Origin of the sequence: Enterococcus sp. 3C7_DIV0644 (genome assembly GCF_002141235.1) — a bacterium.
In the GTDB taxonomy this organism is placed as follows: Bacteria; Bacillota; Bacilli; order Lactobacillales; family Enterococcaceae; genus Enterococcus_D; species Enterococcus_D entomosocium.
The window spans coordinates 3,088,822-3,108,610 of sequence record NZ_NGLK01000001.1; the positions used below are offsets into that span (position 1 = coordinate 3,088,822).

The window sequence follows — 19,789 nt, forward strand, 5'->3', positions numbered from 1 at the left end:
GCAAGTAACGAATCAATTTTTACTTCTCTTTTGAATGTACCATTGCAATATGGATACTCAGAACATATTTCTGATAAAATAAAGAGTGATTTAGGAATAAAAACTCAGACAGAAAATGTAGGATATCGTAAAATATTTAATGTGGTGAAAACACATGAACTAAGTCGAGATGGACTTTTTCCCAATATTGAAAATAATTCTGATGAGCTTTTAAAAGCTTTTCAAAAAGCGGCTGAAGTTCATCTAGGTATTAGAGAGAAGATAGATTTCACTTTAAACGAAATAGGATATATTTATGGTGTTACTAAATTGCGATTAATTGATGATTTGCTAAATCCTAATATTAAAGTTTTTATCAATATTGGTAGATTTGATTTACAAAAAGGTCATGATCGATTAATCGAGTCTTTTGTAGAAGTAAATAAAAAATTTCCAAACACACGTCTTGTTATTGTAGCTCCTCATGGACCTTTAAAAAAGCAGACTATTGCAAAAGTAAGAGAAAGTGGTATCAAAGAAAAAATTATTATTTTAGGAGGAATGGATAATCCCTATTCTTTACTTAAACTATGTGATGCATTTATTTTTACTAGTCTGTATGAAGGTTTAGGGTTGGTAGTATTTGAAGCATTGGCCGTAGGAACAGATGTTATCACTGTCGATATTCCAGCAACCACTCAATTCTTAAAAGATGGTTCTTCAGATGAATTACCGGCACTAATTGTACAAAATAATGTAAGCAGTATAATTGAAGGTTGGATTTTTTATATGGAAGGTTACCCCATTCAAGGGAAATATGATTTTGAAAAACAAGAACAACAGTCTCTTGCAGTATGGAATAGCTTAGTAAAATAAGGTTATTTATATTTAATGATTTCAAAAATATTAAAATCATTCCACTCCCCCTAACTTTCGTGTATAATGGTACAAGCCAGTATTACGAAAGTTAGGAGGAGTTGTTTTGAGTAAACAACATCCAGAGGATAAATCCTTTAAAGACGAAGTATTAGGAGCTTTAAAGCAACCTCAATCAGATCAAACCCAGGAAAGCGATGGTTTGAACGAGCGTCCTATTCAACAACCTCAAGAAGAGGTGGGTTCGCGAACTGCAAGTGGAAAGACCAAAAATAAACAAGCAAAGCAAGCTGCTACAAGTCGTAGGGCAGCAGCGGAAGAAGTGCCCATAGCTGAAGGTGGGGAAACGCAATTGCGCAAGCAGCAACGCAAAAAAGAAGATCGGATTGTCAATCGGATCGTTTTGATCGTAGTCCTTGCTCTGCTCGTCATCGGTGGTGTTTTAGGATTTTCAATGTATCGTTATGTAACATCAGGATTGCAGCCGTTGAATCCAGAAGATACAGAAACGGTGGCAGTTGAGATTCCTAGTGGATCGTCCAACAAAGCAATTGGAGAAATATTGGAAGAAGACAATATCATTAAAAGTGGTATGATCTTTAACTATTATACGAAATTCAATAATTTAACTGGATTTCAAGCAGGAAATTATCATTTTTCTCCTAGTATGACTTTGGATCAAATCTCAAAGATGCTGCAAAATGGCGAAGGTTCGGTCACCTCTGATGCAAAAGTGACGATTCCAGAAGGGTTTGATGTGGATCAAATCGGTGATGCTCTAGCGGAAGCAACAAATATCTCGAAAGACGATTTCTTAGCTTTGATGGAAAGCGATGAGTTCTTTGAAAAAATGAAAGAAACCTATCCTGAGCTTTTAGCAAGTGCCGGCGATGCGCAAGGCGTGCGTTACCGACTAGAAGGATACTTGTTCCCAGCGACGTATGACTACTATACAGGGAATACCCTAGAAGAAGTCGTTACCCAAATGGTGGATAAATCAAATTCAGTCTTGTCCAAATATTTCGATCAAATTGCTCAAAAAGAAATGACGGTCCAAGAAGTCCTTACATTGGCTTCACTTGTTGAAAAAGAGGGTAGTAAGCTAGAAGATCGTAAAAATATCGCACAGGTATTCTTCAATCGTTTAGCGATTGATATGCCGCTGCAATCGGATATTTCGATTCTATACGCGTTAGGTGAGCACAAAGAGCTAGTCACTTATGAGGACACTCAAGTTGACTCTCCTTATAATCTCTATGTGCATACTGGCTACGGACCTGGACCATTCAACAATCCAAGCGAAGCAGCGATCCAAGCTGTCTTAGATCCAACACCGAACAACTACTATTATTTCGTTGCTGACATTCAAACCCAAGAAGTTTACTTTGCGGAAACCTATGAACAGCATATGCAATTAGTGGAACAATATGTAAACAATACCTCAAATTAAATTTTCATAGGTTTATAGTTTACATTTAAAAAAAAGCATGGTAATCTTTTGTGGACTCATCGCAAAAGATTACCTTTTGCGATTTATTAGAAGTTACTAAAAGGAGAAAAGAACTATGGTAGAAAAAGTTTACCCAATGACACTTGAAGGAAAAGAAAAGCTAGAACAAGAATTAGAAGAATTGAAAACGGTAAAACGCGGCGAGATCATTGAACGTATCAAGGTAGCCCGCAGTTTTGGCGATTTATCCGAAAACTCCGAGTATGAGTCTGCTAAAGATGAACAAGCGTTTGTCGAAGGCCGAATCACTACTTTAGAAAATATGATTCGTTTTGCAGAGATCATTGATAATGAGGGTGTAGACTCTGATGAAGTTTCCATCGGAAAAACTGTGATTTTTGTTGAGTTGCCTGATGGTGACGAAGAAGAGTACATGATCGTTGGTAGTGCTGAAGCAGATCCGTTTTCTGGTAAAATTTCCAATGATTCACCAATCGCTCGTGCTTTGATTGGGAAAAAAGTCAATGATGAAGTGACGATCTCAACGCCAGGCGGAGATATGCAAGTAAGAATCACAGAAGTAAAGAAAAGCTAGTCGCTTGATCACTAGGTAGATTTAGGTGACCCTGTTGTTCATTCTCCTTTAGGGAAATTGATCAAACAGGGTCTTTTTTCGGACCAGCGACGGATGGACAAACCATTTTTTTCAGGTATGATAAAGTAGAATTATTAGGAGGAGGAGCTTGAATGAAAAGTCCTTGGCGTTTTTTCTTTATTGTTGAAGCGCTCTTACTGCTTTTTGCGGTATGGCAAATTTTATCTAATCCGCCATTATTATTTTTATTAATACTTGGTGTGACGTGCTTGGTCCTTGTGAACCGAAGTGAGCGCAAGAGCAATTTTAAAAATTTCTTGATGGTCTCAAGTTCCATTGCTATTTTGATCAGTTTGTTAAATAGTCCAGCACTGTGGCTGATGCTGATTTTTGCGATTTTATTTATTGGTTTAAAAGGAGTCGAGATTACCGGAATCGACTTAACTAAAAATTCATTCTGGCGCAAAAAACAAATGATTATCGTTGAAACTGAAGAACCCAAAGTGGATCATCCGCTGAAACAAAAGCAGCAATGGTTAGGCAATGAACGGATCGGCAGTCAAGTCTATGAATGGGACGATATCAATTTAGATATCTTGACGGGAGACACTTTCATCGATCTAGGCAACACTTTATTGCCTAAGAAAGAAAACATCGTGATCGTACGAAAAGGCTTTGGTAGAACTCGTATTTTAGTGCCTGCTGGCATAGCGATCAAATTAGAGCACAGTACTTTTATTGGCTCCGTTATCTTTGAAGGCGAAGAAACGAGCTTGAAAAATGAAAAAGTGACGATTTACAGCCCGGATTATGGCGAAAATAGTCGGCGTTTGAAAATCTTAACGAATACCCTTGTTGGTGATGTTGAGGTGATTCGGGTATGATTGGGAAATTTTCAAGAGGCATGATCGCTTTTTACGCAGGATTAGCAAGTTTTTTCACCATGATATTGATGCTGTTTTCCTATTTGTATGCCAGTGGGAAAAATAATTGGCTGATAGAAGTCTTTCAAATCAAACTCTTTTTTATCCCAATCGTCTTTCACTTACTTGTAATATCTGCATTGATTGCTTTAGCTGTCTTTTTACTGATTTCTTTTTTTCGCAACCGTCAATACGGTCCGGTGGAAGAAAAGCTAAGACTGTTAGCCAGCGGCTATATCGATAGCCCTTTATTGGAAACAAAGATCCCACATGCGTCTGAAAACCATTTGATTGCGAATGTGGATCGTGATATTGCCAGTATCCAATCGAAGATGAAACAGATGTCGATGGAATTACAGCAATTGAATGCGAAACCGCAGTTTGTTGATGGTCAGACGAAAGAAGAGATTTTAGAAGCAGAAAGGCAGCGTCTGGCTCGTGAACTGCACGACTCTGTTTCTCAACAGCTGTTTGCCGCCATGATGATGATGTCTGCACTGAATGAGCAAGCGATTCGAACAGATGCTCCAGAAAGCCAAAAGAAACAGTTAGCTATGGTCACAGACATTATTAATGCTTCGCAATCTGAAATGCGGGCGCTCTTGCTTCATCTACGACCTGTAACTTTGGAAGGGAAGAGTCTAAAGCAAGGAATCGAGCAATTGTTAAAGGAATTAGAGACCAAAATCAAAATTCTATTGACTTGGGATATTGAAGACTTTACGATGCCTAGTTCGATTGAAGATCAACTCTTTCGCGTGATCCAAGAACTCTTGTCTAATACACTGCGTCACGCGAAAGCTGATGAGTTAGAAGTATACTTGCATCGCATCGATAATAACGTGTTATTGCGGGTGATCGATGACGGAGTTGGCTTTGATCCCCAAGATCAAAAGGCCGGCAGCTATGGCTTGATGAATATCCGAGAACGGGTAAGTGCTGTTGGCGGAACGTTGAAAATTATTAGTTTTAAAAATCAAGGAACCAGTATTGAAATCAAAGTTCCACTGTTGAAGGAGGCATAACGTATGATTAAAGTGTTGTTAGTTGATGACCATGAAATGGTTCGTCTGGGGGTCTCTTCTTATCTATCAATTCAAGACGATATAGAAGTAATTGGGGAAGCGGAAAATGGTCGAGTCGGGTATGAAAAGGCATTGGAATTACGTCCAGATGTGATTTTGATGGATTTGGTGATGGATGAAATGGATGGGATCGAATCTACGAAATTGATTTTAAATGATTGGCCAGAAGCAAAAATCATCATTGTCACTAGTTTTATTGATGACGAGAAAGTCTATCCTGCAATTGAAGCGGGTGCGGCCGGTTACCTGTTAAAGACGTCAACTGCTCATGAGATTGCGGAAGCCATTCGTGCAACCCAGCGAGGAGAGCGGGTCTTAGAACCCGAAGTCACCACGAAAATGATGGATCGTTTGACGAATCGGACACCAATCCTACATGAAGATTTGACCAATCGGGAACAAGAAGTGTTACTGTTGATCGCTGAAGGAAAGAGCAACCAAGAGATTGCGGATTCACTCTTCATTACGCTGAAAACAGTGAAGACACATGTGTCAAACATCTTATCAAAATTAGAAGTAGAAGATCGTACACAAGCTACGATATATGCTTTTAAACATGGCTTGATAAAATAAAATCTTAATAATCATACCTCCTCATGGCAAGCAGGGGAGGTTTTTGTTATACTAAATAATGATCTGGCAAACAAAGGAGCGTTTGTGGTGAAGCAAAATTATGCAATTATTGGATTAGGTCGTTTCGGTGGAAGTATTTGTCGTACGTTGATTGAATCAGGTCAAGAAGTGTTGGCAATCGATAGCAACGAAGATCGTGTCAATGAATACATGAATATCGCCACCCATGCGGTGGTCGGGAACGCACAAGATGAGATGACGTTGCGTTCATTGGGTATCCGTAACTTTGACCATGTCATTGTTGCGATAGGTGAAGATATTCAAGCCAGTATATTGGTCACACTGATGGTTAAAGAAATGGGTGTTCCTAATATCTTAGCCAAAGCCCAAAACGAATACCATGCCCGTGTACTGGAAAAACTCGGCGCAGACCGTGTCGTCCATCCTGAACGTGATATGGGGATTCGCATCGCCCATAATCTAGTTTCCAAAAATATCTTAGATTATATTGAACTATCTGACGAATTTTCTCTAGCAGAGATTCGCGTGTCCAATCCACGCTTTTTCAATAAATCCCTGATTGAGCTGAATTTTCGACAAAAGTATGGTCTGACAGTCGTTGCGATTCGTCGTGGACCAGGACAAGTGATCGTTTCACCTGATGCAGAGGCAATCGTGCGTGAAAATGACAATTTACTCGTGATCGGCAATACAGATGATGTAGATATACTCGATGAACATATGAATGATTAGGAGTGAGGAAAATGAACTTAACAATAAGTCCTGAAGCAATGCAATGGTTCAAAAAAGAGTTGGTGGTAGACCAAGGAAGTGGGATTCGTTTTTTTGGAAAAATTTATGGAAAGACACAAGTGCATGACGGATTTTCCGTGGGGATGTCAGTGGACAAACCAGAACGTCCGATCGTTGAACAAACCATTGACGGCTTGCTTTTTTTTATTGATGAAGCGGATGAGTGGTTTTTCAAAGGCTATAATCTGACAGTTGATTATGATCAAACGTTGGATGAACCGAAGTACGATTTTAGTGAAGATAAAAAATAATGTGGATTCGGTCATAGCTGACCGGCTTCCCACGATTGGCTCTAGGAGATGAAACCGATGTTATCAATTGTTGTACCTTGTTTTAATGAAGAGGCGAGCTTGCCGATATTCTTTGAGGAAACAGAAAAAGTGAAGAGACAATTAAATATGCCCTTTGAATATATTTTTGTCAATGATGGCTCTTCAGATCAAACACTACCTGTTTTAAGAGCGTTATATCGTGCCCACCCCGACAGTGTTCGCTATTTATCTTTTTCGAGAAACTTTGGCAAAGAAGCGGCACTTTATGCAGGCTTACAAGCGGCGAAAGGCGATTTTGTCACTGTGATGGACGCAGACCTGCAAGATCCCCCGACTCTACTGCCGGAAATGTTTGCGATGCTAGAAGCAAAACCAGAGCTTGATTGTGTTGGGACCAGACGAGCGGATCGCAAAGGAGAACCGAAAATTCGTAGTTTTTTCTCAGATGCCTTCTATAATATTATCAACAAGATTGCCGATACCGAAATGGTAAATGGTGCCCGAGATTTTCGCTTGATGCGCCGTAATATGGTAGATGCCGTTTTACAGCTATCAGAGTACAATCGCTTTTCAAAAGGGATCTTCAGTTGGGTAGGCTTTGATACAGAATACATCGCCTATGAGAACCGGGAACGAGTCGCTGGCGAGACTTCGTGGTCATTTTGGAAACTATTCCAATATTCGATCGATGGGATTGTCAACTTTTCGGATACGCCGCTGAACATTGCTTCGTTTATTGGGGCGCTTTCCTGTTTTGGCTCTCTGATTGCGTTGATATTTATTGTGATCAGAACCTTTATCTTTGGTGATCCAACAACTGGTTGGCCATCGATGGTTAGCATTTTCTTATTTGTGGGCGGCTTGCAATTGCTTTGTTTGGGAATCATCGGGAAATATATTGGGAAAATTTTCTTAGAAACTAAAAATAGACCCTTATATTTCTTGAAAGAAACTGAAAAAGACCAAGAAAAACAACGATAAATTAAAAGTGTACAATCTGAAGGTTTCGCCTCCAACTGTACACTTTTTTTGCGGAAAGAATTTGTTAGTAGCCTTTATCCAAGTTTATCTCATTTTTTTCAAGTTCTTGTTTCGCCAAAAATTGTTGGAAATTCGCTAAGAAAATGGCCATAAATGCCTTTTGAAAATGGGGCGTATGCCCTGAGATATGGGGGGTTATCAAAAGGTTCTCGATGAGCCATAACGGATCATTCTCGGGCAATGGCTCTTCTTCAAAAACATCCAGAGCGGCAAATGCTATCTGCTTTTTTTCTAGGGCTTTTGCTAATGCATCGGTATCCACACTAGGCCCACGGCCGACATTATAAAAGGAAGCACTAGGTTTCATTTGGGCAAAAAAAGCTGCATCATACAAGTGAGTGGTTTCTTCCGTCAGAGGAAGGATGTTGATGACGCAATCGGCGGTTTTTGCGCAAGCGTGTAAGTCAGATAACGCAAACGTTTTTTCAAAACCTGTCACGTCATGCCCGCTAGTATTGATACCAATGGGACTTACACCAAAAAAGGTCAATGCTTGAGCTAACTTTTGGCCAATTTGTCCTGTACCAACGATCAAAATCTCTTGGTCCGACAATTTTGTATAGTGAATTGTATTCGGTGACCATTGCTGTTTTCTCTGTTGCTGAATTGCTTGGAAAATCCCGCGGTTTTCCATAAATAGTAGAGCCAACAAATGGTCTGTGATCGATTCGGCATGGATGCCGCTGCCATTAGATAAGCGAATATTGTATTTCGCAAACTCTTTTAATGGTAAGGTGTCTACGCCAGCTGAAATCGCTTGGACCCATTTCAAATTTGTTTTCTCCGTTAGCAGGTAGTCCTTCCATTCCGACTTCCAACCAATGGTGATTTCTACTTGTGACCAATCAATTGCTTGGTCCTTTGTGTACACAAGAAATTGATAGTCTTTTTCGATTTGTTTCACATATGTGTCGCGAAACTCTCGAGTGGCTAAGATTATTTTTTTCATTGCCAAGCCTCCTTTTAACTTAAGTGTAGCAAAGAATGAGAAAAAAACCATGTTCAAGGAATTGAACATGGCCTAGATTAGGTTTTAAACTGAATTTTTGGAGAATGTTTGACCCCTTGTGTGAATAAGAATAAAGAACCAAACAAAATAAAGGTGGTTGCATCGAAGGAAGGCAATAGTAGTTGTACGATTACACTAATAAGCGTAGGCAATGCAGCACTTACGATCAGAATCTTTAAATTTTCAAAGAAAGTATAGGAGAATCGTTTTAATCTTGTATAGATCGTTGCAATAAAGGTCCCCATCACTAAGGTGATCAGCAAGCTGACAAATGATGGATACAATGCAACAAAAAAGACAATGAGTTTGATTAGCCATGGAATTGCTTGGTTTGATAGCGCTTCTCGAATCGCCTGACCGTTAAGATTGCGCAGCGCAGGCTCACTGTAATCAAATTCTAATTGATTAGAATCTAACATTGACGTCGATAAGCCAGAAGAGGGGATACGGATGACCAGCTGATCTTTTAACAAGCCAACAGCGATGACAGAGCCAGTAACATCAGATGCAATATCTGCTGGCGTACGGTTGCCATCTGGATCGAAAGTAAAGATGATCGAATCGGTTTGATAAATGAAACCTTGCGTATCCGGCGCTGTAGCAAGCTGCCCATTTTCGATCGTAAAATCTGGAATCGATTCTCCAATTTTTTGTCCGTCTGCTTGCACATCGCGAAAGACACCTAATACATTGATGGTCATCGGTACCGCGATAAGCACGGAGGCGCTTAATAGAAAAACGATTACTTTGGAAAATTCTGCTTTTTTGACAAATTTTAAATCAGGTATTCGGAAAAAAGCAATTTTAAATAGTTGGACGATAGTCATTTGCTGATGAACTCCTTTGTGGTATAACTAGAGTAATTGTAACGAAGGGTTCTTTGAATTACAAGGAATTCACAAAAAAAGAACCAATAATCGAATGAATGAATAAATAAAGAAATGAAAGTAGGCAAAAGAATGCAAAAGTACAACGAATACAAGCAGTTCTTGCAGCAAAAAAAGTTGTGGGAGCCGATTACGTATTTATTTTTTGGTGGATTAACGACTGTAGTCAACATTGTCGTCTATCTCATTTTTCGTGAAGGATTTGGTCTTTATTACCAGACAGCGAATGTGATTTCCTGGATTGCTTCTGTTTTGTTCGCCTACTTTACAAATAAGTTATGGGTCTTTGAAGCAAAAACCGAGACAAAGCAAGAGTCATGGGCGGCATTTGGGAAGTTCATTTTCTTTCGCGTCTTATCATTAGGCTTAGATATGCTTTGTATGTATCTATTTATTTCAATTTTGGCAACCGGCGATCTAGTTGCCAAGCTGGTCACCCAAGTTGTTGTTGTTTTGGCAAACTATGTGTTTAGTAAATTTTTGATTTTCAATACGAAAAAAAGTGAGAAAAAGTAAGCATATTTTTTGAACAAAGTCTGATAGTCTGATAATGTTACTTATGTAAACATTATCATTGAGGAGGAATTTTTTTATGACTTACACATTACCAGATTTACCTTACGCATACGATGCATTAGAACCATACATTGATGAAGAAACGATGCATTTGCATCATGATAAACACCATAACACTTATGTAACAAACTTAAACGCAGCGATTGAAAAACATCCTGAATTAGGTGAAAAAACAGTTGAAGAATTATTAGCTGACTTTTCTTCTGTACCAGAAGATATTCAAACAGCAGTTCGTAACAATGGTGGCGGCCATGCCAACCACACGTTCTTCTGGGAAATCTTAGGCCCAAATGCTGGTGGCGAACCTACTGGAGCCATCAAAGAGGCAATTGAAGAAACTTTTGGCAGCTTTGAAGACTTTAAAGAAGAATTTAAAACTGCTGCAACCGGACGTTTTGGTTCAGGTTGGGCATGGTTAGTCGTTAAAGATGGCAAATTAGCAATCACCTCAACAGCGAATCAAGATTCACCATTGATGGATGGCCAAACACCTGTCTTAGGTTTAGATGTTTGGGAACATGCGTATTACTTGAAATACAAAAATGTTCGTCCAGATTACATCAATGCTTTCTGGAGTGTTGTTAACTGGGACAAAGTAAACGAATATTTCGCAAAAGCTTAAACAATTTACTAGAAAGAAGCCTGCTAAAAGGCTTCTTTTTTTGTGGATAGAAAGAATCGTTTTGATATTGCTAACGCTTACATAATCCGCTATAATAAAGGCGACGGAATCGTCGGATTATAATTATTGGAGGCTTTACACACTATGGAACATGGGAAAGTAAAATGGTTCAACAACGAAAAAGGATTTGGTTTTATTACAGTTGACGGTGGCGATGATGTATTTGTTCACTTTTCTGCCATTCAAGGAGACGGTTTTAAGTCACTTGAAGAAGGTCAAGAAGTTGAATTTACGATCGTTGAAGGTGCCCGCGGACCTCAAGCAGCGGAAGTGACCAAAGTCTAAAACAGAACGGAAAAGCTGAGTAAGCCCTCAGCTTTTTTAATTTGCTATTTCTCGCCATATTTGGTATCTTCAATACATTAGTAAGACTAGGAAGCGAAGAGGGATAAGAATGAAACGAGTAATTACTTACGGAACATTTGATTTATTGCATTATGGACATATCAATCTTTTGCGTCGTGCAAAAGAGCAAGGCGATTATTTGATCGTAGCACTATCAACGGATGAATTTAATTGGAACGAAAAACAAAAAAAATGCTACTTTTCTTATGAGAAAAGAAAGCAGTTATTAGAAGCGATTCGGTATGTGGATCTAGTGATTCCTGAAGAAGGCTGGGGCCAAAAAGTTTCCGATGTCAAAGAATATCATGTGGATACCTTTGTTATGGGAGACGATTGGGCTGGCAAATTTGATTTTATTCAAGAAGAGACAGATGCTGAAGTGATCTATCTAGCACGGACTCCGGAAATATCAACTACTCAAATCAAAAAAGATTTGAAACTTAACAATTAAAAGACTATTATAAAAAAGCATCTTTTACAGATGTTTTTTTTATTGAGCCCAACTTCAAGAAATTAAGATTTTATTACTAGTTTTTCATTGATTATTTGTTCAGAACACAAAATATGGTATGATGTTTTGTGAGTTGACTCGATCAATTAGAAATTCTATGAGAATGGATGAAGAAAGTGGAAAAAGAAATCAAAGTCCGTGCAACTTTAGTGACGAAAGAATACGACTTATATAAAAAGAAAGCGGATAAAGTAAAAGCACTATTCAAGTTCTATCATCGCAATGTTCCTCGATTTTGGGCCTTAAAAGGGGTCAGCTTCGATGTGAAAGCCGGCGAATCAGTAGGGATCATTGGAATCAATGGTTCTGGGAAATCAACTTTATCCAACGTGATCAGTGGGATTATCCCACCGACATCTGGTACGATGGAAGTAAATGGTGACACCTCGATTATCGCAATCGGTGCGGGGTTAAAATATCAGCTGACTGGGTTAGAAAATATTCGACTCAAAGCATTGATGTCTGGAATGACTAATAAAGAAATTGATGAAAAAATGCCTGAGATCGTGGCCTTTGCTGATTTGGGTGACTTTATCAATCAACCGGTTAAAAGCTATTCCAGTGGGATGAAATCACGGTTAGGCTTTGCTATTGCTGTTCATAATGATCCAGATATTTTAGTTATTGATGAAGCTTTGTCTGTCGGTGATGAAACTTTTTATCAAAAATGTGTGGATAAAATCATGGAATTTAAAGCAGCCGGAAAAACCATCTTTTTTGTCAGTCATGCTTTAGGACAGGTAGAAAAACTTTGCGACCGAACGATTTGGATGCACTATGGTGATTTACGGATGTTTGGTCCTACTGAAGAAGTAATGGCTGAATATCGCAAATTCATTGATTGGTTCAAAAAGCAGCCAAAGAAAGAGCAAAAAGCGTATCAAGACAATTATAAAGAAGACCAGAAAGCCTTTAATTTGGAGAAATTAGCAGAAAAAAGCCGTGAAGATCACTTCTTGCAACAACAAAATCTTTCGGACCAAATGATCCAAAAAAACTTGAAACGTACACCTTTAGGGGAAAAAATGAGCTGGCCAACCAAAGGAATCCTAGGTTTGGTAGTAGCCGCAACGATATTTTGTTCGCTGGTTTCTTTTAGTGGGCGTTCGATTACTTACGCAATTAAGAATCCCGTTGAAACGATCAGTCAAGTTTTCAAATAAAGAAGATGTTTCTTTGTTTAGTTCATATAGAAAAGGAAGAAGTTTGTGAAAGAGATTGCTGCAGTTATAAAAGAACAATTTAAGCATGCGGGAATTATATTCCGGATGTCTCGATATGAGGATAAGGCTACTTATCAGAGCCATTATTTGGGATTAGCTTGGCAAATATTAAATCCTGCGATTCAAATCGGTATTTATTATTTGGTTTTCGGGTTAGGAGTGAACGGGAATAGAAAAATTGATGGCGTTCCTTTTATTATCTGGATGCTGATTGGGATCACTGCTTGGTTTTATATTAATGCATCTGTACTAGGCGCTTCTAATAGTATTCACCGACAAGTTGGAATGGTAGCAAAAATGAAGTTCCCAGTAAGCATTTTACCATCGATCAATATTATAAGTAATTTGTCATCCTACATTCCTATGGTGGCAATCGTCGTAGGTTCGTTATTCATAGCAGGTGTGACACCAAGCATCTATTGGTTACAATTTATTTATTACTTTCTTGCGATGGTCATATTCCTATTTGCTTTTGGTCTATTGAATGCGACCATAACAGTACTGATACGTGACTATCATATTTTTCTACAGTCTGTTTTGAGATTATTATTTTATGTTTCTGGTCCGATTTGGGATATTAATAACCGAAATATGCCTGTTTGGTTAATCAAGATTCTTCGCTTGAATCCATTTTACTATTTAATCGAAGGATTTCGTGATGCTTTCCTTTCTCGTGCATGGGTTTGGGAAAAAACAACTTATACACTTATCTTCTGGTGTTTAACTTTGATGCTTCTTATTCTAGGAAGTCATTTGCATATGAAGTTCCGCGCTCGTTTTGTGGATTATATTTAAAAAAGACTATTTGCGGTGTCCCCTCTAACTTAGAGGGGACACTTTATTTTTGTTTATTTCAAAGAAGTTACGGAAGGATTAAATATGAAGTTGATGCATGATAGCGATTGCTGAAAGATGCGTTTTGTGGGAAAATTTATTTGATGAGTAAATTTTTACTGGTGAGGTGTAAGATGCGGAGATATCAAAAGGTAATTTTAGGTATTTTAGTCGTGTTAGTGGTTGGAATCATTGGAGTAACGATCTACGGGATGCAGGTTTATCAAGAGACGAATGCCACTTTTAATCAAATCTCTCACGCTGTTGATCGGAAAACAGACAAACGAGAGGAAGCGATCAGCATTGAAGATCGAGATCCGTTTTCCATTTTGCTAATGGGAATCGACACTGGGGCTTTAGGGCGAACCGAACAAGGTCGTTCGGATAGTATGATGGTGGTGACGGTCAATCCAGAAAAAAAACAGTCAACGATCATTAGCCTTGACCGTGATATTTACACACAAATCGTTGGGTACAATACGATCGATAAGCTGAATCATGCTTATGCTTTTGGTGGGGAGGCCATGGCCATGGACTCTGTTGAAAATCTCTTGGACATTCCTATCGATCACTATGTGACGATCAATATGCAGGGTATGCGGGATCTGATCGATGCAGTTGGGGGCATCGAGGTGACAAATGATATCGATTTTACTTTAGAAGGTGTTCATGTCCCTGAAGGGCGAATTACTTTAGATGGTAAGACAGGTCTGGCTTATGCAAGAATGCGAAAACAAGATCCGGAAGGGGATATCGGTCGCCAAAGACGGCAAAGAGAAGTGGTTACGAAAATTCTTCAAAAAGTTATGAGTCTGGATGGTATCAGTAATTACCAAAAGATTCTTAAGGCGGTTGAAAAGAATTCGAAGACGGATCTTACGTGGAATGATATGATGGACATCGGTACCAATTATATTCCTGCTTTTACGACCATCAAGCAAGAGCAACTCCAAGGAGAAGGGCAACTGATTGGTGGAGTATATTATCAGTTATTGGGGACGAATCAGTTGTTGCATACGCAAAATTTATTAAAGGAGCAGTTGCAGCTTCCGACGAACGAGGGTTTGACCCAAGGCGACGAATTTACTAACGGATCGCCTAATTATCAGTTATACGACGACAGTCTGACCTTTTCAGAAGAAAACTCAACAACTGGAGAGTAGCTAGTTTCTTTAGAAGCCTAAAAAGCAGGATGACCGAAAGTCCTCCTGCTTTTTAGTTTTCCACAAAAGCACCAACGGAAATCTTGTTTCACGAAACCATCAAATGAAAAAACATAAGAAAGCTTAAAAAAACAATTTTTTCATGAAAGAATGAAAATGAAACAATCAAACTGTGAAACATTTACTCGGATTCACGCTAATTTTTATAGTTTTTTCTAAGGATTAATGGATATTTTTTGTTTTTTCTGTTTCGAATCGAATTTTTTGGTAAAATAGGACAGTAGTCATTATAGATTGGAAGGATAGATGAGATGAAGAATTTGAAAGATAAAGTTGTCCAAGGGATACGCAAGGGGCCAGAAGAACCAAAGGCTAAATCGTATCGCAAATCTCATGTTCCATTTCGATTGAACTTTTTGTTTTTTATTATTTTTGCTTTGTTTGTGTCCTTGATCGTTCAATTAGGCTATCTACAGATCGTCAATGGCGACAATATTGAGCAGCAGTTGAAAGCTTCATCTGTAGTGGAAGTCAAAGGAAGCGCCCCTCGGGGAATGATCTATGACGCTTCTGGAAAAGCGCTGGTGGAAAATCAAGCCAATGCAGCAATCACATTTACCCGCGGAAACAAAATGACCGCTCAAGATTTGTTAGAAACGGCCAAAAAATTGAGCGAGTTGATCGAAGTACCTGTGGACAAAAACTTGTCTGATCGTGATCTTAAGGACTTTTGGCTGGCCGATGAAGAAAATCTTGAAGCAGCAACTGACCGATTGAGTGATGAAGAGCGTTCTTTAGGTACTTCTGAACAATATGCGGCAACCGTTGATAAAGTGACAGAAGATGAAATCAATTTCTCTGATGCAGAATTAGAAGCAGCCACGATTTTTAAGCGGATGAATAGCGCCCAATCTTTGAGTACGGTCTTTATTAAGACGTCGGATGTGTCTGACCGTGAATTAGCTGTTGTCGCTGAAAATATGGTTGATTTACCGGGAATCTCCACGGGGACTGATTGGACGAGAAACATCGTTGAAGGAAGTTCTCTGGCTAGTTTGATCGGAACGGTGACTAGTGAAGAACAAGGGATTCCGGAAGAAGTTTTGGATGAATTTTTAGAAAAAGGCTATGCTCGTAATGATCGTGTTGGACGCAGTTATTTAGAGCAGCAGTATGAAGAAGTCTTACAAGGCACAAAATCCATTTCCGAGATTTCCCTTGATAACAATAATAATATTGAAAGTCAAAAAGAAACCTTTGCAGGGGCAAAAGGGGATAACCTTGTATTAACATTAGATGCTGAGTTTCAAGCGAGAGTTGATAAAATCTTGCAAGACAATTTCCAAAAACTGATTGATTCTGGGGCAGCAGAATATTCTCCAGGGGTTTACGCAGTGGCGTTAAATCCAAAAACCGGCGGCGTTTTGTCAATGTCCGGCTATCATCATGATACAGGTTCAAATGAATTGCAGGAAAATGCCATTGGTACCTTCATTAATTCCTTTGTACCAGGGTCCGTTGTCAAAGCAGGGACTTTGGCTGCCGGCTGGGAAAATGGGGTCTTAAACGGCAATGAAGTGTTATTGGATCAACCAATCAGAATTGGCTCCGATGTAAAAGCCTCAATTTTCAACCCAACTGGGGCAAATAATCGTAACCTTTCTGCGGAGCAGGCGTTGGAAGTTTCTTCTAACTCCTATATGATGCAAGTCGCTTTACGTTTGATGGGCATCAATTATCAGTCAGGTATCTCGATTCCAACAGTGGATCGTCAAGGGGATGTCTATGAAAAACTACGTTCGTCTTTTGCCTCTTTTGGTATGGGAACTGAAACTGGGATCGATTTACCGGGAGAAGCGACTGGTATCAGCACATCGATCGATAACATGGACCCGGTCAGTGATGGTGGGAAGATCCTTGACTTGGCTTTTGGTCAGTTTGATACCTATACCACGTTGCAACTGGCACAATATGCAGCAACTGTTGCTAATGGTGGCAAAAGATTGCAGCCTCATATCGTCGACGGTATTTACGGCAATGATGAAACTGGCGGTCTTGGCTCACTGATTGAAGAGATCGAACCAACGGTATTGAACGAAGTTGGTTTAACAGATGCTCAAATGCAAATTGTTCAAAATGGATTTTATGATGCAGTTCATGGAACGGATGCTTGGGCAACTGCCAAAGGCTTGGCTTCTGCGAAAATGGAGGTCTCTGCCAAAACAGGTACTGCCGAAACACCAATTGTGGATAGTAATGGCAATACCATCAGCTTAGTTAACCTAAACATCGTTGCCTACGGGCCAAGCAGTGATGCGGATATTGCGATTGCGATCGTAATGCCTCAATTAAAAGGCGACACAGATACCCATCCAAATATTCAAATCGCCAAAGAGATCATGGATGCTTACTACGACTTATATATGAAATAAGCATAAAAAATCGCAGTGAAGACTGCGGTTTTTTTGTTTTATAAGAAAACTGATAGAAAACCAACATTTAGTGAGAAAGACTTGCTATTTTTGAATGATTGGCTTAGAATACTAGCGGTCAAGAGATAATTTTGATTTGCACGTTAAATAAAAAGATAAACTGATGATAAAAGGGGTAAAAAACGTAATTATGAACAAGGAATGTTTAAGTAAGCAAGAACTAATGAAGCAGTTGGGACAATTTACACCAGCTGAAAAAAAGGAGATTCGGGATTATTTGCAACGGAAAAATCCATTGCTTTTCCGAAAATTTGAACGAATGAAACACGATTTATATCGCTTGGAATCACGGCGTGTCCAATGCGAGATTGAAAATAACGAAAAGGAGTTAGGTCTTCTAAACGACAAGATCCTTTTAAAAAAAGAAGATTTTCTTGAGCTGTTATTAGCCATTCGAAAGAAAAGAGGGTAATGGATGGAATTTATTGAACTCGTCATTATCATTGCAATTCTTGTCACATTATCAAATGTGGCGAGCAAAATATTGCCCTCAGTACCGATCTTTTTTATTCAAATCATCTTAGGAATTTTATTAGGTCTTACAGAAATGGGTCAAGAGATCGCCTTTGAACCGGAAATGTTTTTAGTAATGATCATTGGTCCATTGCTATTTCGAGAAGGGGAACGAGCAGATGTACCTGAGATCCTAAAAAACAGCAAGATCGTGCTGTTTTTGGCTTTTGGTGGCGTGTTAATGACGCTGTTTGCGGTCGGCGGAACCCTCCATTGGTTGATGCCGACGATACCTCTGGCTGCTTGCTTCGCTTTCGGGGCTGCGTTAGGACCAACTGATGCGGTGGCAGTCTCCTCATTAGCAAAGCGTTTGAAAATTTCCAAAAACATTATGCATATTCTTGAAGGCGAGGGCTTACTGAACGATGCTTCGGGGGTTACCGCATTACAGTTTGCTATCGTGGCTTTGACTACCGGGAGTTTTTCAGCAGCCAACGCAGGCTTCCAACTTCTTTTCTCTAGTATCGGTGGCGGGCTTGTCGGTTACTTGATAGTATGGCTGAAACGCCGGATTTTACGTTTTATTGAAAAAATCTCGGCACAAGATGTCACAGTATACTTATTGATTGAACTGCTCTTGCCATTTGCTGCCTATTTGCTGGCAGAAATGATTGGCGTCTCAGGGATTATCGCAGCAGTTGTGGCAGGTGTAGCCCAAGCCCAAAGAAAACGCCGGATCTCGTTGTTTGATGCAGAATTAGCGAACATTTCGGAAAGCACATGGTCGACCATTGTCTTTACATTGAACGCATTAGTGTTTCTCTTTCTAGGGATCGAGTTGTCACAAGTCTTTTCACCGATCTGGGAAAGCAAAAACTATGCAAACTGGCATCTAGTCATCACGATTTTAGTCGTCACAGCGGTGATTTTCCTCGTACGTTTTATCTTTTTGCTATTTTATTATTGGTTCTTACAGTCAAAAAAACAAGTATCCATGAATCAAGTCGCCTTGTTGACCTTTGGTGGCGTCAAGGGAACAGTCAGTTTGGCAGCCATCTTCATTTTACCGGTGATGGTGCATGATACACCGTTTCAGGAACGGAGCTTGCTCCTGTTTTTGACCGCCTGTGTAATTTTGCTGACATTGATCATCAGCGTGATGGTCTTACCTTATTTGGCAGATGGTGAAGCTGCCGAAAGTGTCGACTTCAATCACTTGTTGATCTTAGAAGACGTCATCGAACAATTGGAAGCAGAAGAAAAACAAGAGCTTTCTGATAAAGGTCGCTTAGCGATCGATGCTGTCATCAATTCCTATGAAAATCGTCGTTGGGAATTGTATCGCAATAGTTTGACTGATTCAGAAAAACAAGAAATCCAAGAAATTCAAGGATTGATCTTATCGATCGAACAAGACGGCTTGGATGAAGCTTATCGAAATGGGAAAGTCAGCCTAAATGGCTATCGTTTTTATTCACGCTTTATTTCTCAGCAGCAGCATTCCCTCGCAAAACAAATTCTCTCATTCTTTAGTTTTTGGCTCTTCTTTATTCAGCGTTTTATTCGTGTACTGATCCATCCACGTTTGTTTTTACAGCGGCAGCAGCAACTGAAAGATGCCTTGAAACAACGAGACATTTCTGAAGTACAAAAAATCTACTTAAAAAACAGCGAATACATTTTTCACAGTTTGAGCAATTTAGAAGATGTTTATGATTCCTCGCTGATCAATTTCTTTATTCGTCAACGAGAAATGAGCATCAAACGGTTTGAACATAGCAATTTCATTGAAACGATCATGATTGAGCAAGACCCGATTTTTGTTAAGAAAGTCCTTTGGGGCTATTATCTTGAGCGCAAGACGATCGATGAATATGAAGTGGCTGAGAAAATTTCAACGATTTCTGCAAATGAGTACCGACGCAATGTCAATCTGTTAGAATCGTATGCGATGTCTCGAGCGGAAGAACAACCGAAACAGCGGATGTTCCGCCGATAATATGTCTC

General features: G+C 39.4%; 21 protein-coding genes. 19 read left to right on the top strand and 2 right to left on the bottom strand.

Features of this window, described 5'->3' with window-relative positions:
* The 9 genes from A5877_RS14555 to A5877_RS14595 all read left to right on the top strand — a co-directional run.
* Nucleotides 1-855: glycosyltransferase (locus tag A5877_RS14555; RefSeq protein WP_176273485.1), on the top strand; the 855-nt coding region annotated here is incomplete at its 5' end.
* Nucleotides 856-961: 106 nt separating this feature from the next.
* Nucleotides 962-2,305, top strand: a complete 1,344-nt coding sequence (gene mltG / locus A5877_RS14560) for an endolytic transglycosylase MltG (protein WP_015510027.1) — start codon at nt 962-964, stop codon at nt 2,303-2,305.
* A 115-nt stretch (nt 2,306-2,420) separates the two neighbouring features.
* On the top strand, nt 2,421-2,900 hold the full coding sequence (gene greA / locus A5877_RS14565; protein ID WP_005229556.1) for a transcription elongation factor GreA: 480 nt from the start codon (nt 2,421-2,423) through the stop codon (nt 2,898-2,900).
* A 152-nt stretch (nt 2,901-3,052) separates the two neighbouring features.
* On the top strand, nt 3,053-3,784 hold the full coding sequence (gene liaF / locus A5877_RS14570; protein WP_086317037.1) for a cell wall-active antibiotics response protein LiaF: 732 nt from the start codon (nt 3,053-3,055) through the stop codon (nt 3,782-3,784).
* On the top strand, nt 3,781-4,848 hold the full coding sequence (locus A5877_RS14575) for a sensor histidine kinase (protein ID WP_008379604.1): 1,068 nt from the start codon (nt 3,781-3,783) through the stop codon (nt 4,846-4,848). Before liaF ends, A5877_RS14575 begins: the two co-directional genes overlap by 4 nt.
* 3 nt (nt 4,849-4,851) lie before the next feature.
* A complete protein-coding gene (locus tag A5877_RS14580) occupies nt 4,852-5,481 on the top strand; it encodes a response regulator transcription factor (RefSeq protein WP_005236913.1) in 630 nt (209 codons plus the stop codon).
* An 87-nt stretch (nt 5,482-5,568) separates the two neighbouring features.
* A complete protein-coding gene (locus tag A5877_RS14585) occupies nt 5,569-6,234 on the top strand; it encodes a TrkA family potassium uptake protein (protein WP_005229566.1) in 666 nt (221 codons plus the stop codon).
* A gap of 11 nt (nt 6,235-6,245) precedes the next feature.
* On the top strand, nt 6,246-6,545 hold the full coding sequence (locus tag A5877_RS14590) for a HesB/YadR/YfhF family protein (protein ID WP_008379609.1): 300 nt from the start codon (nt 6,246-6,248) through the stop codon (nt 6,543-6,545).
* 57 nt (nt 6,546-6,602) lie between these two features.
* Nucleotides 6,603-7,547 carry a glycosyltransferase family 2 protein gene (locus A5877_RS14595; protein ID WP_176273488.1) on the top strand — a complete coding sequence of 315 codons (945 nt, stop codon included), beginning with the start codon at nt 6,603-6,605 and terminating at the stop codon, nt 7,545-7,547.
* A gap of 64 nt (nt 7,548-7,611) precedes the next feature.
* On the opposite strand, the gene A5877_RS14600 is transcribed toward A5877_RS14595, so the two are convergent.
* A complete protein-coding gene (locus A5877_RS14600) occupies nt 7,612-8,556 on the bottom strand; it encodes a phosphoglycerate dehydrogenase (RefSeq protein ID WP_034872203.1) in 945 nt (314 codons plus the stop codon).
* A 77-nt stretch (nt 8,557-8,633) separates the two neighbouring features.
* Nucleotides 8,634-9,443, bottom strand: a complete 810-nt coding sequence (locus A5877_RS14605; RefSeq protein WP_005236906.1) for a DUF1189 domain-containing protein — start codon at nt 9,441-9,443, stop codon at nt 8,634-8,636.
* Between the two features lie 132 nt (nt 9,444-9,575).
* Between A5877_RS14605 and A5877_RS14610 the strand changes: the two genes are divergently transcribed.
* The 10 genes from A5877_RS14610 (at nt 9,576) to A5877_RS14655 (ending at nt 19,781) form a co-directional block, all read left to right on the top strand.
* Nucleotides 9,576-10,019 (top strand): GtrA family protein, encoded by a 444-nt coding sequence (locus tag A5877_RS14610; RefSeq protein WP_034872204.1) that lies wholly within the window; start codon nt 9,576-9,578, stop codon nt 10,017-10,019.
* Nucleotides 10,020-10,095: 76 nt separating this feature from the next.
* Entirely contained in the window at nt 10,096-10,701 is a 606-nt protein-coding gene (locus A5877_RS14615) for a superoxide dismutase (RefSeq protein WP_005229576.1), read from the top strand.
* A 144-nt stretch (nt 10,702-10,845) separates the two neighbouring features.
* Nucleotides 10,846-11,046 (top strand): cold-shock protein, encoded by a 201-nt coding sequence (locus A5877_RS14620; protein WP_005229578.1) that lies wholly within the window; start codon nt 10,846-10,848, stop codon nt 11,044-11,046.
* 109 nt (nt 11,047-11,155) lie between these two features.
* Nucleotides 11,156-11,557, top strand: coding sequence for a glycerol-3-phosphate cytidylyltransferase (gene tagD / locus A5877_RS14625; RefSeq protein ID WP_086317041.1), 402 nt, complete (start codon nt 11,156-11,158; stop codon nt 11,555-11,557).
* A gap of 167 nt (nt 11,558-11,724) precedes the next feature.
* Complete coding sequence (locus A5877_RS14630; RefSeq protein ID WP_086317042.1) at nt 11,725-12,780, top strand: ABC transporter ATP-binding protein; 1,056 nt, start codon at nt 11,725-11,727, stop codon at nt 12,778-12,780.
* A 45-nt stretch (nt 12,781-12,825) separates the two neighbouring features.
* Nucleotides 12,826-13,635, top strand: a complete 810-nt coding sequence (locus A5877_RS14635) for an ABC transporter permease (RefSeq protein ID WP_086299611.1) — start codon at nt 12,826-12,828, stop codon at nt 13,633-13,635.
* 173 nt (nt 13,636-13,808) lie between these two features.
* Nucleotides 13,809-14,837, top strand: a complete 1,029-nt coding sequence (locus A5877_RS14640) for an LCP family protein (RefSeq protein WP_034872205.1) — start codon at nt 13,809-13,811, stop codon at nt 14,835-14,837.
* Nucleotides 14,838-15,148: 311 nt separating this feature from the next.
* Nucleotides 15,149-17,269 (top strand): penicillin-binding protein 2, encoded by a 2,121-nt coding sequence (locus A5877_RS14645; RefSeq protein WP_016613209.1) that lies wholly within the window; start codon nt 15,149-15,151, stop codon nt 17,267-17,269.
* A 190-nt stretch (nt 17,270-17,459) separates the two neighbouring features.
* Complete coding sequence (locus A5877_RS14650; RefSeq protein ID WP_008379625.1) at nt 17,460-17,741, top strand: hypothetical protein; 282 nt, start codon at nt 17,460-17,462, stop codon at nt 17,739-17,741.
* Between the two features lie 3 nt (nt 17,742-17,744).
* A complete protein-coding gene (locus A5877_RS14655) occupies nt 17,745-19,781 on the top strand; it encodes a sodium:proton antiporter (RefSeq protein WP_086317044.1) in 2,037 nt (678 codons plus the stop codon).
* Nucleotides 19,782-19,789 lie beyond the last annotated feature (8 nt).